Annotated in this window: 13 protein-coding genes; 5 read left to right on the top strand and 8 right to left on the bottom strand. The window is 62.4% G+C overall.

Annotated features, from left to right (window positions below):
- Positions 1-10: 10 nt before the first annotated feature.
- The 4 genes from H0S73_RS09940 to H0S73_RS09925 form a co-directional block, all read right to left on the bottom strand.
- A complete protein-coding gene (locus tag H0S73_RS09940) occupies positions 11-847 on the bottom strand; it encodes an aldo/keto reductase (RefSeq protein ID WP_181052019.1) in 837 nt (278 codons plus the stop codon).
- 95 nt (positions 848-942) lie between these two features.
- On the bottom strand, positions 943-1923 hold the full coding sequence (locus tag H0S73_RS09935; protein ID WP_181052018.1) for a S1C family serine protease: 981 nt from the start codon (positions 1921-1923) through the stop codon (positions 943-945).
- Between the two features lie 173 nt (positions 1924-2096).
- Complete coding sequence (locus H0S73_RS09930; RefSeq protein WP_181052017.1) at positions 2097-2309, bottom strand: hypothetical protein; 213 nt, start codon at positions 2307-2309, stop codon at positions 2097-2099.
- A gap of 154 nt (positions 2310-2463) precedes the next feature.
- Entirely contained in the window at positions 2464-3798 is a 1335-nt protein-coding gene (locus H0S73_RS09925; protein WP_343058302.1) for a protoglobin domain-containing protein, read from the bottom strand.
- 156 nt (positions 3799-3954) lie between these two features.
- On the opposite strand from H0S73_RS09925, the gene H0S73_RS09920 reads away from it, so the two are divergent.
- Entirely contained in the window at positions 3955-4254 is a 300-nt protein-coding gene (locus tag H0S73_RS09920; RefSeq protein ID WP_246388798.1) for a hypothetical protein, read from the top strand.
- A 98-nt stretch (positions 4255-4352) separates the two neighbouring features.
- Positions 4353-4679 (top strand): hypothetical protein, encoded by a 327-nt coding sequence (locus H0S73_RS09915; RefSeq protein ID WP_181052016.1) that lies wholly within the window; start codon positions 4353-4355, stop codon positions 4677-4679.
- Positions 4680-4698: 19 nt separating this feature from the next.
- On the opposite strand, the gene denD is transcribed toward H0S73_RS09915, so the two are convergent.
- The 4 genes from denD to H0S73_RS09895 all read right to left on the bottom strand — a co-directional run bounded on the left by denD (position 4699) and on the right by H0S73_RS09895 (position 8683).
- Positions 4699-5679, bottom strand: a complete 981-nt coding sequence (gene denD, locus H0S73_RS09910; RefSeq protein WP_181052015.1) for a D-erythronate dehydrogenase — start codon at positions 5677-5679, stop codon at positions 4699-4701.
- Between the two features lie 128 nt (positions 5680-5807).
- Positions 5808-6818 carry a TRAP transporter substrate-binding protein gene (locus tag H0S73_RS09905; RefSeq protein ID WP_181052014.1) on the bottom strand — a complete coding sequence of 337 codons (1011 nt, stop codon included), beginning with the start codon at positions 6816-6818 and terminating at the stop codon, positions 5808-5810.
- Positions 6819-6860: 42 nt separating this feature from the next.
- The gene (locus H0S73_RS09900; RefSeq protein ID WP_181052013.1) at positions 6861-8144 is read right to left on the bottom strand and encodes a TRAP transporter large permease subunit; all 1284 of its coding nucleotides are present in this window, start codon (positions 8142-8144) and stop codon (positions 6861-6863) included.
- Positions 8141-8683, bottom strand: coding sequence for a TRAP transporter small permease (locus H0S73_RS09895; protein ID WP_343058301.1), 543 nt, complete (start codon positions 8681-8683; stop codon positions 8141-8143). Before H0S73_RS09895 ends, H0S73_RS09900 begins: the two co-directional genes overlap by 4 nt.
- Before the next feature lie 442 nt (positions 8684-9125).
- On the opposite strand from H0S73_RS09895, the gene H0S73_RS09890 reads away from it, so the two are divergent.
- Genes H0S73_RS09890 through H0S73_RS09880 form a run of 3 tightly spaced genes read left to right on the top strand, consistent with a single transcriptional unit; the run spans position 9126 to position 12518 of the window.
- The gene (locus tag H0S73_RS09890; RefSeq protein ID WP_181052012.1) at positions 9126-10328 is read left to right on the top strand and encodes a mandelate racemase/muconate lactonizing enzyme family protein; all 1203 of its coding nucleotides are present in this window, start codon (positions 9126-9128) and stop codon (positions 10326-10328) included.
- A 26-nt stretch (positions 10329-10354) separates the two neighbouring features.
- Positions 10355-11731 carry an FAD-binding oxidoreductase gene (locus H0S73_RS09885; RefSeq protein WP_181052011.1) on the top strand — a complete coding sequence of 459 codons (1377 nt, stop codon included), beginning with the start codon at positions 10355-10357 and terminating at the stop codon, positions 11729-11731.
- 10 nt (positions 11732-11741) lie between these two features.
- The gene (locus H0S73_RS09880; RefSeq protein ID WP_181052010.1) at positions 11742-12518 is read left to right on the top strand and encodes an SDR family oxidoreductase; all 777 of its coding nucleotides are present in this window, start codon (positions 11742-11744) and stop codon (positions 12516-12518) included.
- Positions 12519-12640: the final 122 nt, after the last annotated feature.

Here is a 12640-nt window from a genome sequence, read left to right as displayed (position 1 = left end):
CGGCAACGGGTCAGATCATTTCGAGCGGGCGCTTGCGGCGCGGCGGCGGAAACTCTGAATCAATGGCCTCAAGGTCATCGCTCTCCAGCCGGATCTCAAGCGCTCGATGATTGTCCCGCACATGATGCGCGCTCGAAGCCTTCGGGATTGCGATCACGTTAGGCTGATGAAGAACCCAGGCCAAGGCGATCTGGAACGGGCTCGCCCCATGTTTCTTCGCGATCCTCTCCAGGACGCTGCTGTCCGGGAGCCTGCCCTGCTCGATCGGGCTGTAGGCCATGAGCGGCATGCGATGGTTCTGCATCCAGGGAATGAGATCGAATTCCGGCCCTCTCCGGCTCACGTTGTAGAGCACCTGATTGGTGACGCAGTTCGCTCCTTCCGGAATCGCGAACAGCTCTTCCATGTCATCGGTATCAAAGTTGCTGACGCCCCAGTGGCGTATCTTGCCGGCACGGCGAAGCTCCTCGAAGCCGGCAACGGTTTCCTCCAAGGGCACGCCGCCGCGCCAGTGCAGAAGATAAAGGTCGAGCCGTTCCGTCTTCAACCGCCTAAGGCTGCGTTCACAGGCCTGCATCACCCCCTGGCGGCTCGCGTTGTGGGGATAGACCTTGCTTACGAGGAAGAGCCGGTCCCGCTGCCCTGCGAGCGCCTCCGCGACGAGTTGCTCTGCCGTGCCCTCGCCGTACATCTCAGCCGTGTCGATGAGTGTCATGCCGAGCTCGACGCCGAGGCGGAGCGCATCGATCTCCCGCTCACGGCGGCTTGCCGTCTCGGCCATCTGCCAGGTTCCCTGCCCAAGGGCCGGAACGGCTTCACCGCCCGGCAGCATCACTTCAAGGCTCATGTTCCACCTCCGCCCGGAGCGTCCTCCGCTTGGACATTGTACGACTGCTCGCGGGAACAACTCAGCGCCAGGCAGGTGCCATGGCGCCCGGGCGATCACTGCAGGCGCGGTCCCTTCATGAAGCGGCCCCGATCGGCGGACCGGATCGTCACGTCGAACGTATCCCCCTCCCGCTCAAGCGTGAGCGGGACATCGACGCCCGCCGCGCCGAGCGCCCAGACGGCGCGATAGAATTCCGCCAGCGACGTCACCGCTTGGCCGGCCACCGCGTGGATCTGGTCCCCGGCCCGCAAGCCCGCCCGCTGCGCCGGCGTGTCACCGGCGAGACCGATGACCGTGATCTGATCGTCCTCGGCCTCCGCGACATAGAATCCGAGCCATGGCCGCGGCTTGCTCTTGGTCCGCCCGAGGGTCAGGAGATCGTCCAGGATCGGCTTCAGAAGATCGATCGGCACGCTCATGTTGAGCGGTACCACAGCCCCGCCGGAGGCCTGATGCTGGAGCTGGAGCGAACCAATCCCGACTAAATCGCCACGAGGCCCGATCAGGGCCGTGCCGCCCCAATTGGGATGAGCCGGCGCGGTAAAGATGGCGGGGTCGATGAGATATTCCCAATAACCTGCGAATTCTTGGCAGGCGACCACTTGCGCCGCAAGGGAATGGCTCGGCCCTCCGCTCCCGCCGACGACCACCTGATCGCCCGGCTTCAGATGGCGGGAATCTCCCAGGGCCAGCACCGGCACCCCGAGGGGCTCCAGCGCCTGCACCAAACCGAAACCGCTCTCGTAGTCGTAAGCGAGCACATCTGCCTGAACGACCCGACCCTTGTTGGTGGTGAGCCAGACCTCCTCGGCCTCGGCAATCAGATAGCCGATAGTGACGACAAGCCCGTCATCCCTGATCACGACGCCCTGCCCGGCCCGTTCGGTCCCGAGGGTTTCCGCCGTGAAGGCATCGTCGGGAACCCGCGCCCTTAGCGAAACAACGGCAGCCAGAGCATCTTTGAGGTCATAGCCGAGCGCTCTCGGATCGGGCTGATACTCAGGAGGAATTTCCCATTCGTCGGGTGATTGCATGCACAGCTCCTAGACCCTCGGCAGAGAGTCTGCACCCTGTAAAAATGGCAGGGCATGCGGCGCCTTCAACGGCCCTTCCCTATTTGACGCACAAAAAGCCGCGATACGATATCGCGTTTGGCGGAAAGCAAGTGGCCGGCGCCCCAAGGAGAACCGCCGAAGGCAACGTTTCGTTATGCCGCTTCAAGAATGCCCGCCGGGGCCAAGATAGGAGCCTCGCTCCAAATCTGCTCCTGCTTCTTTTCAAGCATGCTCAAAGCCTGCCGGGCATAAAGACGAAATTCGTGCTTTAGAAGCCGTGACGCGGTCTCCCAAATTCCGTCTTCATGCCGTGCGATAAAGAATGCACGAGCGATCTGCTCGATTTCCTGGTCCGTCTGATCCACCTGTGCCCCCACACAGGAGCCCTCGCGGCTCCGCCAGATGCGCCGAATACAAATCCGGCGTCAACTGTCGGCAAGGTGTCTGATTTGCGGATTCATGTCTGTATCCAAAAAGACACGATTCGGCCACAAACCGCCGTTGCAGGCTTTACACTCGTCAGGCGGCCCTGGCCGTTGCAAGGAACCGGTCGATGTCCTGTCTCAGGCGTTGAAGCTGCTGGTCGAGGGTGTGCTTGGCGCTCGAAACTTCCTGCGCAGCAGCGGCCGCGGAGGAAGTCGACCCGGTCAGCGCCTCGATGCTTCGCACGACCGCATGAGTATGGTCGGTCGTCTGGTTGACGTTGACGGATATTTCCGACGTGACCGCAGCCTGCTCCTCGACGGCGGCCGCGATGGCCGTGGCGATACCGCTCAGCTCTTCCATGATGCGCCCGATATTGTCGATCTCAGACACGCTCCGCTGCGTCGCTTCCTGAATCGCCCCGATGCGCGAGCCGATTTCCGTCGTCGCCCGGGCGGTCTGGTTGGCCAGGGTCTTGACCTCCTGCGCCACGACGGCAAAGCCCTTGCCCATCTCCCCGGCGCGGGCCGCCTCGATGGTGGCGTTCAGGGCGAGCAGGTTGGTCTGAGCCGCGATGCGCTCGATCAGATCGACAACGTCTCCGATTTCCTTCGCCTGTTCGGCCAAACCGTTGACGGTTTCCTTCGTCCGCTGGGAGCTCTCCAGGGCATGGCGCGCCACATCCGCCGAGCGGCTGGCCTGCTCACCGATCTCGCGAACGGACGATGCGAGCTGCTCCGTCGCGGCTGCTCCTGACTGCATGTGGGACGCGGTCTGCTCGGCCGCCGTCGTAACCTGAACCGCGAGGCTCCTGGCGCTTCCGGTCGCCTCGTCGAGAACCGTTGCGCTTTCGGAGAGGGCGCTGCTCGCCTGCCCCGAAATCTCCAGGCTCTCCTGCACGGCATCGGAGAAGGACGCGACGGCCTGCGACAGGTCCTCACCCTTCTTCTGGCGATCCTGAACGAAGGCTTCCTGATAGACGGAAATGGCGAAATCCATGTCGAGCATCACCGCCTGGTTCACCGCCGCCAGCTTGCGGGCGAGAGTCCCGCCACTGAAGCGATGCTTCCTGGACAGCACATGGATCAGTTCGCTGAGGATGAAGGCATAGCCTCCGATGTACCAGCGCGGCTCGAGGCCGATCTTATTATGGATGAGCCCGATGCGGCGGATGCCTTCCACGTAGGCGCCGTCGAAACTGCCGCTGAAGAGCCGGCCCCAATGCTGCATCTGAGCGGATACGAGCCGGGATTGCTGCGTTCCGATCAGCCGGGACAGCTGCGGCTGCCGATGCATATGCGCGTAAAAGCCTTCGAGGATCTTCGGCAGCTCGGGGGAGATGTCCTGCCAGATTCCGCGAAGCTCCCGGCAGATGCCGTCGTCGATTCCCAAAAATTCGAGCCGCTCGGCAAGAAACAGGTCGTTTTGCACAATTCTTTCCCAAATCTCGTCTTCTGCGGAGATCTAAGGTGGCAGGCTTGGCCGAAGCTTGCTCTCCCGGCCAAGCCTGCGGCAGTTTGCACCACCTGCGCCTGAAACCGGACGGGTCGCCGCGCGTTAATCTAGGCAGTTTTACGGGGCTCAACGATGCTTGATAACATTGCTAATGATCCCATTTCATCCCTCCCTGCTTCCATGGCGCGGCCTGCCGGCCATAACGTGCCGCCGCTGCCACACTCGGTCCAGGAGCATCTCGGACGGTTGCTGAGGGCGGACTATTATGAGCGGGCCGACAAGCCGCGTTATCTCGGCGATCCCGCGCTCCCGCTCGAGTTCGATCCCTATCTCTATCGCCTCGAGCAGAAAGAGCGGGCACTCCGGATCATGCGGGTTCGGGAGCAGGGCACGCAGGCCGTGGCCGAAGCCCTCGCGGGCTTCACCTGCTAGGCCCGTCAGTGAAGGCTCGGCCTTCAGCCCACGTTCACAGTCCCGGATTCACAAAGGCGCATCACGAGAGCTCCCTCTGGGCGGACATTTCGAAGAGCATGGGACACCAAAGCGGAAGAGCCGTCCTGAGGCAGGCGTTCAGGCGCCTGGAGCATGAGGTGCCGGGCAAGGTCGCTCGCGTGCTTCGCAGCCTTCGCCACCCGAACTCGCGGTGGGTCAGGATTCCCGCAGGCCTGCTCCTCATCCTGGGCGGCATCTTCTCGATCCTGCCGTTCCTCGGGATCTGGATGCTGCCCCTGGGCCTTCTGCTGATCGCCCGGGACGTCCCGATCCTGCAGAGGCCCGTAGGGCGGTTCACCCTCTGGTCGATCCAGAAATGGGCATCGCTCAGGCAGAGATTTTTCCCCGAACGGCCCCGAAACTGATTGCCTTCCCGGACGGCGATCAGGTCGGAACGATGCCGCCGAGTTCGTCCTCGATATAGATGGAGATGATCTCGTCGAAACTGGACTCCGCGCGAAAACCAAGGCTTTCGGCACGACTTGCATCGAAGCGGCGGGGCCATCCTTCCACGAAGCGGATGATGGTCGGATCGAGGTCGTGACGGATCCGGGCAACGGCCTGCTCTCCGGCGATGCGCCGTAGCGCGTCGATCTGATCGCCGACGGTCACCGATACACTCGGCATGGTCAGATTGCGCCGTGGGCCGATCTTGGACGTATCCATGCTCGCCGCATGGACGAGAAAATTGACGGCTGATCGCGGCGAGGCATGGGCGTGGCGGACATCCAGCGAAACCGGCAGGACGGTTTCCTGACCGTTCAAGGGCTCGCGGATGATGCTCGAGAAAAAGCCCGACGCCGCCTTGTTGGGCTTTCCCGGGCGGACGCAGATCGTAGGAAGGCGAATCCCGACGCCGTCGAAGAACCCACGCCGGGTGTAGTCGGCCAGCAGCAGCTCGCCCATCGCCTTCTGCGCCCCATAGCTCGTGAGCGGCGTCAGGAAGAACTCATCGCCGATCGCGTCCGGGAACGGAGCACCGAACACCGCGATGGACGACGTGAAGACGAGGCGCGGCTTGTAGCCGTCCCCGATGGTGCGAATGGCATCGAACAGGAACCGGGTGCCGTCGAGATTGATCCGATAGCCCTTGTCGAAATCGGCCTCGGCCTCGCCGGACACGATGGCGGCGAGATGGAAGATCACGTCGGGACGGCTCGCAACAAGCTTCCCCGCCTCTCCGGGCATTGAAAAATCGGACGTCAGCGTATCGACGGCAAAGGACGCCTGAGGGCGCGCGGGCTCGACCACATCGTGCAGAACGAGCCGCGTGATCGCCTCTCCCCCAAGCCGGCCCTCCTTGACAAGGCGTTCCGTGAGCTTGCGGCCGACCATTCCGGCCGCCCCGAGAATGAGGATCTGCATCGATCGGCAATCTTTTCAAATCGTGCCGGAAGACCGGAGCGGTCGTCCAGGCGGAAGGAAAGGGATGGCCGCTGCCGTCCGGCGCATGAAGGCTCCGAACGGCGGCGATCCGGACTTTACGACGGTGTTTACTTCTTGCGGACCTTGTCCAGTTCTGCCTGCATCATCTTCACCGTCTCGGGCCCAATGGTCGCGGCGTGCTTCTCCCAGACAGGCTTCGCCTGCTCGCGCATGCGGTTGGCCTCCTGTTCGTTCAGCTCGTTGACCACGATGCCCGCGCCCTTGATCTTGGTCAGCGAGGCTTCCGACAGCTCGCGGGAAACCTTGCGCTGCTCGTCGCGCGATACGGCCGCGCATTCCCGCAGGGCGGCCTGCTCGTCCTTCGACAGGCCGTCCCACAGCTTCTTGGAGTAGAGAACGAGGAACGGCGTGTAGGCGTGACGCGTCACGGACAAATACTTCTGAACCTCATAGAACTTCGACGTGTCGATGGTCACGAACGGGTTCTCCTGCCCGTCGATGGCCTTTGTCTCCAGAGCCGTGAAGACTTCGCCGAACGCCATCGGCACCGCGTTGGCGCCCATGTTCTTGAACGTGTCGAGGAACACGTTGTTCTGCATGACGCGAACCTTCAAACCTTTGAAGTCCTCCCACTTCTCGACCGGGCGGCGCGAGTTGGTGAGGTTCCGGAAGCCGTTCTCCCAATAGGCCAGATTGACGAGGCCGACCGTTTCGAGCTTGCCGTCGATATACTTGCCGAACTCGCCATCGAGGACGGAATCGGCCTCCTTGTTGTTGGCGAACAGGAACGGCAGATCGAACACCCCGAGATCGGGCAGGATGCCGATGAGCGGCGAGCTCGACGTGACAACCATCTCCTGCGTTCCCGAACGAAGCGCCTGCGTGGCCTGCAGATCGCCCCCGAGGGCGTTGCCCCAGAAGCCCTGCACCTTCATCTTGCCGCCTGACTTGTCGGTAAGGCAAGCCCGAAACTTCTCGACACCCTTCCCGTTCGGATGATCCTCGTTCACGCCGTTGGACAAGCGGATGTTGCGCTCCGTGAATTGGGCGCTGGCCGGAACGGCCGCCATGACGGTCGCGGCGACACCGGCGGCAAGTGCGTATTTGAATGCTTTCATGGTCGTTTCCTCTCTCTTTTGGTTTTCAACAGACCTGCCGTCTCAGCGTCCCCGCAGCCAGGCCAGGGGTACCATGACCAAGTCGGGGAAGATGATGAGCAGGAAAAGCACGATGAGCTGGGCGATCAGGAACGGGTTCACGCCGCGGATGACCGCACCCATGGGCACGCGGGCGACGCCGCTCACCACATTCAGCACGATACCGACCGGGGGCGTGATCAACCCGATGGCGTTGTTGATGATGAACAGCACGCCGAAATAGACCGGGTCGATGCCGGCCTGCTTCACGATCGGCATGAGAACCGGCGTCAGGATCAGAACCGTGGGGGAGAAATCCAACGCGGTTCCGACGATGACGACCAGGAACATAAGGGCGAACATGAGCAGCGTCTTGTTGCCCATGAGCGGCTGGATGAGCCCGCTGATCTCTCCCGGAATGTTGGCCTGGGTGATGAGCCATGCGGAGACGAGCGCCGCCGCGACAAGGAACATCACAACGGCGGTCGTTTTCGCTGCCGTGAGGAAGACGCCGTAGAGCATCGAGGGCTTCAGCTCGCGATAGACGAACATCCCGATGATCAGCGCATAGACGGCAGCGAGGACCGCCGCCTCGGTCGGCGTGACGATCCCCCACTTGATGCCGCCCAGGATCATCACGGGCATGAGAAGCGCGTAGAATCCATCGACGAAGGCCTTGCCGCGTTCACGCATGGAGGCCCGCGGCGCTGTCTTCATCTTGTCTCTTCGGCTGACGATAGCCCAAGCGACGACGAGCGCCACGCCCATCATCAAACCGGGGACGACACCCGCGAGAAAGAGCTGCGAGATAGAAACGTTGGCCGCGACGCCGAAGACGATGAAGCCGATCGACGGCGGGATCACCGGCGCGATGATGCCGCCGGCCGCGATGAGGCCGGCCGCTCGCGGAATGTCATAGCCGGCATTCCGCATCATCGGAATCAGAATGGCCGCCAGAGCCGCCGTATCCGCAGCCGCCGAACCGGACAAGGCGGCGAGGATGAGCGCCGCCACGATGGCCACGTAACCGAGGCCGCCATGAATGTGCCCGAGGCAGGCCAGGGCGAAATTGACGATGCGCTTCGACAGGCCGCCGACATTCATCAACTCTCCGGCCAGCAGGAAGAACGGAACGGCCAGAAGCTGAAAGTTGTCGGCCCCGATGATCATGTTCTGAGCCACGATCTGGCTGTCGAAGTTACCGAGCCAGAGCATGAGCGCGAGAGCGCAGACGATCAGGGAGAAGGCGATCGGCATCCCGAGCGCCATGGACCCCAGAAGCGAGACGAGGAAGACGAGAATGGTCACTCGAGACGCTCCCTCAAGGCATGGGCTTCGTCGCCACTATAGTCGCCGGCGAAGGTCTTGAGTTCATGCTCGCTGATCCGTCCGGTCGCGACACGCATGATCCGAAGGAGCGCCATCAATCCCAGACCGATGCTCGTGAAATACCCGATGCCGTAGACCCAGAGCATCGAGATCTCGGTGATGGGCGCGTAATTCGTGGCATTGATCTCGGCCTGCCGCCATGTTCCCCAAAAGAAGACTGCGCAGCAGCCGATGATGAACAGGTCGGACAAGACCATGCAGACCTTGCGTCCCATGTCGCCAAGACGCGCCACCAGGGTCTCGACACCCAGATGCGCATTCTCGCGCCCGACCACGACGGCGCCGATGAAGGTCAGCCAGACGAAGAAGAAACGAGACAACTCTTCCGAAACGTCGATGCCGGTATCGAAGAGATAACGCAACACGACATTGCCGAATACCATGACGACCATGGCGGCCAGCAGAAGAACCAGCAGCCCTTCCAAGCCTTTGAAAAAGATGGATATTAGCCTGCTCACACGTTCTCCCTGCCTTGCGCACCCGTTTCAGCGCTCATTATTCTGTGCTGCCCGAAGCATCCTTCAAGCCTCGGGAACGACAAACATGTCAGTCGATCTAAGGCGCAGTTGCCTGGGGTGTCAATTCAGCCGATGGGGCGATCCCGCAGGCAAACGACGATACTGGGCGACGGCTTAATCTCCGTTGCGTCGCGTTCCCTCCGTACTTTCACCTGCGGCAGCATCCAAGCGTGCCATGCAGAAACTTGGCACTCGCCTTCAACGCACAAGCGAGAACCTTTGCGATTTGCATCTTTGTTGCAGATTAGACTTATGAATACCTGCTCGCGTGGAGCATTTCGGTGGATATCATAGGAGCGGCAGCTTCCATCCCGTCCGCAAGAGGCATCAAACCATCCACCTCTTCCGATTGCCGCAAGAGTGCAGCCCCAACGAGGATCCCATGAAGATCACAGGCGTCGAAACAATCCGTCTCCAGGAATTCGCGAATATCGTTTGGATCCGCCTGCACACGGACGAAGGACTCATCGGCCTCGGCGAAACCTTTATGGGAGCGGCGGCCGTCGAAGCGTATATCCACGAGACCGTCGCGGCCAAGCTGATCGGACGCGATCCCCTGCAGATCGAAGGGATCAACCGCGACCTCCAGAACTATCTGGGCTGGCGCTCGGCCGGAGTCGAGACGCGCGGCAATTCGGCCGTCGACATCGCCTTGTGGGATCTCTTCGGCAAGGCGCACGGCAAGCCCGTCTGCGACATGCTGGGCGGCCGCTCCCGCGACAGGATCCGAGTCTACAACACCTGTGCGGGCTACCGCTACATTCGCGACAGCCGCGCGCAGAAAGTCGCCAATTGGGGGGTCGGCGAAACGGAGGGCGCCTACGAGGACCTGGACGCGTTCCTGCACCGTGCGGACGATCTCGCCCATTCCCTGCTCGAACAGGGTATCACGGGCATGAAGATCTGGCCCTTCGATGTCGCTGCCGAGCGCAGCCAGGGCTACGACATCTCGCCGGACGAACTCAGGACGGCGCTCGAACCCTTTGCCAAGATCCGCAAGGCGGTGGGCGACAAGATGGACATCATGGTCGAGTTCCACTCCCTTTGGAGCCTGCCGATGGCCAAGAAGCTCGCCGCGGCCCTGGCCGAGTTCGATACCTACTGGCACGAGGACCCCTTCCGCCTCGACAATATCGGCGACCTCAAGGAATACGCGCAGCACTCGAAAGCCTGGGTCTGCGCGTCGGAGACCCTCTCCTACACCCACGCCTTCCGCGAATATCTCGAAACCGGCGTCGCGGGTGTCGCCATGCTCGACCTGTCCTGGTGCGGAGGCCTGACCGAAGCGCGCAAGATAGCAGCCCTCGCGGAAGCTTGGCATGTGCCGGTCGCGCCGCATGACTGCACGGGCCCGGTCGTCTACGCCGCGTCCTGCCACTTCTCCCTCCATGCACGCAACGCGCTGATCCAGGAGAGCGTCCGGGCCTTCTATACGGGCTGGTACACGGAGCTTGTGACGGAACTGCCAACCGTCACGAAAGGCGAGGTCACGGTGAACATGAAGCCGGGGCTTGGCCTCGAACTGCTGCCGGATCTCTGGCAGCGTCCTGATGCCATTGTACGGCGGACGGATCTCGGGGATTAGAGCAGCGGATTTTGAGTGAGAACACGATGAGCCATGTGATCGATGCCCTGGTTGCAGCCCTGGGATCCCGGATCCGCGTCGGAAGTGACATTCCCTCCCGGAATCACGCCGATGCCAGCGGCCTGCAACCCCTTGCACCCCAGGCGTTGATCCTACCGCAGACTGCGGAGGATGTTTCGACCGCCCTACGGATTTGCCACGAGCACCGCCAACCCGTCGTCACGCAGGGCGGGTTGACCGGCCTTGCGGGCGGCGCGCACCCGCAGGTGGGAGAGATTGCCCTGTCCCTGGAGCGGATGACCGGGATCGAAGAGATCGACCCGGCAAGCGCGACGCTGACGGCCCTGGCCGGCACGCCCCTCGCGGTCATTCAACAGGCGGCGGACGAGGCAGGGTTCCTATGCGGGATCGATCTCGGCGCACGCGGAACCTGCACGATCGGCGGCAATATCGCGACCAATGCGGGAGGCAACCAAGTGCTGCGCTATGGCATGACCCGGCGCAACGTTCTCGGCCTGGAAGTGGTCCTGGCGGACGGCACGGTGGTTCGATCGCTCAACAAGATGCTGAAGAACAATGCCGGGTACGACTGGACGCAGCTCTTCATCGGCAGCGAGGGAACGCTCGGCGTCGTGACCCGGGGCGTGATCGGCCTGCATCCCAAGCCTCAAGGGTTGCAGACGGCTCTCTGCGCAGTAGCCAGCTTCGAGGACGCCCTCGTGGTCCTGCGCCGGTTCCAGCAGGCTCATCCGGGACGCCTGCTGGTCTTCGAAGCGATGTGGCGGGAATTCATGACCGTCGCGACCGAGATCTGCGGCCTTGCGCCCGCATTCGAGGCCGAGCACGACGTGACGCTCCTGATCGAAGCCGACATGGGAGCGGATCCGGCAGGAACGGAGGCCTTTTCCCTCCTCCTTGAAGAGTTCTACGAGCAGGATCTCCTCAAGGACGCCGTGGTGGCCCAGTCGCGCGCCGACCGGAACCGCTTCTGGGCCTACCGGGAAACACCCTACGAATACGGCCGCTTCCTGCCGGAGGAAATCCGCTTCGACGTCAGCGTACCGCTCAACCGCATGACGGAGGCCGTCGCCCATCTTCGACATGAAATGCCGAAGCGATGGCCCGATGCCGTCTACGTCGTGTTCGGACACGTGGCCGACAGCAACATCCATATCAATGTCGCCATCCGCGACATGGACGATGCGGTCAAGAAAGGCGTCCAGGGCCTCGTCTACGATCTTGTCTCTCGTCTCGGCGGCTCGATCTCGGCGGAACACGGAATCGGGCGCATCAAGCGTCCCTATCTTCCCCTGAGCCGGACGGAGCCCGAACTCGCCTTGATGAGGCAGATGAAGCAGACGCTCGATCCTGCCGGGATCCTCAATCCCGGTCGTATTCTCTAGAAGCGGTTTCATGAACACGAACATTGCGAACCTGTTCGATCTGTCGGGCCGCGTCGCCCTCGTGACGGGATCGAGCGCGGGAATCGGCTTTGCGCTCGCCCGAGGTCTCGGGCGGGCCGGCTCACGCGTCGTCCTCAACGGACGCCAGCCGGACCGGGTCGCGGGAGCGGCCCGGATCCTGCGAGATGAAGGCTCATCCGTGTTCGAGATGCCCTTCGATGTGACGGACAGCAATGCCGTCCGGATGGCCACCGACCGGATCGAGGCCGACATCGGCCCCATCGACATCCTGATCAACAATGCGGGCATGCAGCGCCGGGGCCCTCTGGAGGAATATCCGGAAGAAACCTGGCACGAGCTGATGACCACGAATGTGGACAGCGTCTTCTATGTGAGCCAGGCCGTTGCAAGGAAAATGATCCCGCGCGGACGGGGGAAGATCATCAACATCTGCTCGGTTCAGAGCGAACTCGGTCGTCCCTCGATCGCGCCCTACACGGCCACGAAAGGAGCCGTGAAGATGCTCACGAAGGGCATGGCCATCGATTGGGGCAAGCATGGTCTCCAGGTGAACGGCATCGGGCCCGGCTACTTCAAGACGGAGCTGAATCAGGCCCTGGTCGATGACGAGGCCTTTTCCGAGTGGCTCATCGGCCGCACGCCCTCTCGCCGCTGGGGCGAACTGGAGGACCTGATCGGCGCAGCGATCTTCCTCGCCTCGAACGCATCAAACTTCGTCAACGGCCAGATCATCTACGTCGACGGAGGCGTGACGGCCTCGCTTTGAGGCATTTCGAAACCCATCCTTAATGTTTGGATCGTAGACCGTCATTCCCGGTTGCCATATCCGTTCAGGATGGTTAGCAACGGCACCTGTGTTTTGCGAAGCATCGGGACCCGTTTTCGGGA

It is taken from the genome of Microvirga mediterraneensis, assembly GCF_013520865.1.
GTDB classification, from domain to species: Bacteria; Pseudomonadota; Alphaproteobacteria; order Rhizobiales; family Beijerinckiaceae; genus Microvirga; species Microvirga mediterraneensis.
Note: the sequence above shows the minus strand (reverse complement) of the source record. Positions and strands in the feature narration are given on the sequence as shown.

Excerpts from the sequence above, each read along its gene's own strand:
- H0S73_RS09915 (WP_181052016.1), top strand. The coding sequence starts at position 4,353 with ATGGGACACCAAAGCGGAAGAGCCGTCCTGAGGCAGGCGTTCAGGCGC.
- H0S73_RS09905 (WP_181052014.1), bottom strand. The coding sequence starts at position 6,818 with ATGAAAGCATTCAAATACGCACTTGCCGCCGGTGTCGCCGCGACCGTC.
- H0S73_RS09890 (WP_181052012.1), top strand. The coding sequence starts at position 9,126 with ATGAAGATCACAGGCGTCGAAACAATCCGTCTCCAGGAATTCGCGAAT.
- H0S73_RS09885 (WP_181052011.1), top strand. The coding sequence starts at position 10,355 with ATGAGCCATGTGATCGATGCCCTGGTTGCAGCCCTGGGATCCCGGATC.
- H0S73_RS09920 (WP_246388798.1), top strand. The coding sequence starts at position 3,955 with ATGCTTGATAACATTGCTAATGATCCCATTTCATCCCTCCCTGCTTCC.
- denD (WP_181052015.1), bottom strand. The coding sequence starts at position 5,679 with ATGCAGATCCTCATTCTCGGGGCGGCCGGAATGGTCGGCCGCAAGCTC.
- H0S73_RS09940 (WP_181052019.1), bottom strand. The coding sequence starts at position 847 with ATGAGCCTTGAAGTGATGCTGCCGGGCGGTGAAGCCGTTCCGGCCCTT.
- H0S73_RS09880 (WP_181052010.1), top strand. The coding sequence starts at position 11,742 with ATGAACACGAACATTGCGAACCTGTTCGATCTGTCGGGCCGCGTCGCC.
- H0S73_RS09935 (WP_181052018.1), bottom strand. The coding sequence starts at position 1,923 with ATGCAATCACCCGACGAATGGGAAATTCCTCCTGAGTATCAGCCCGAT.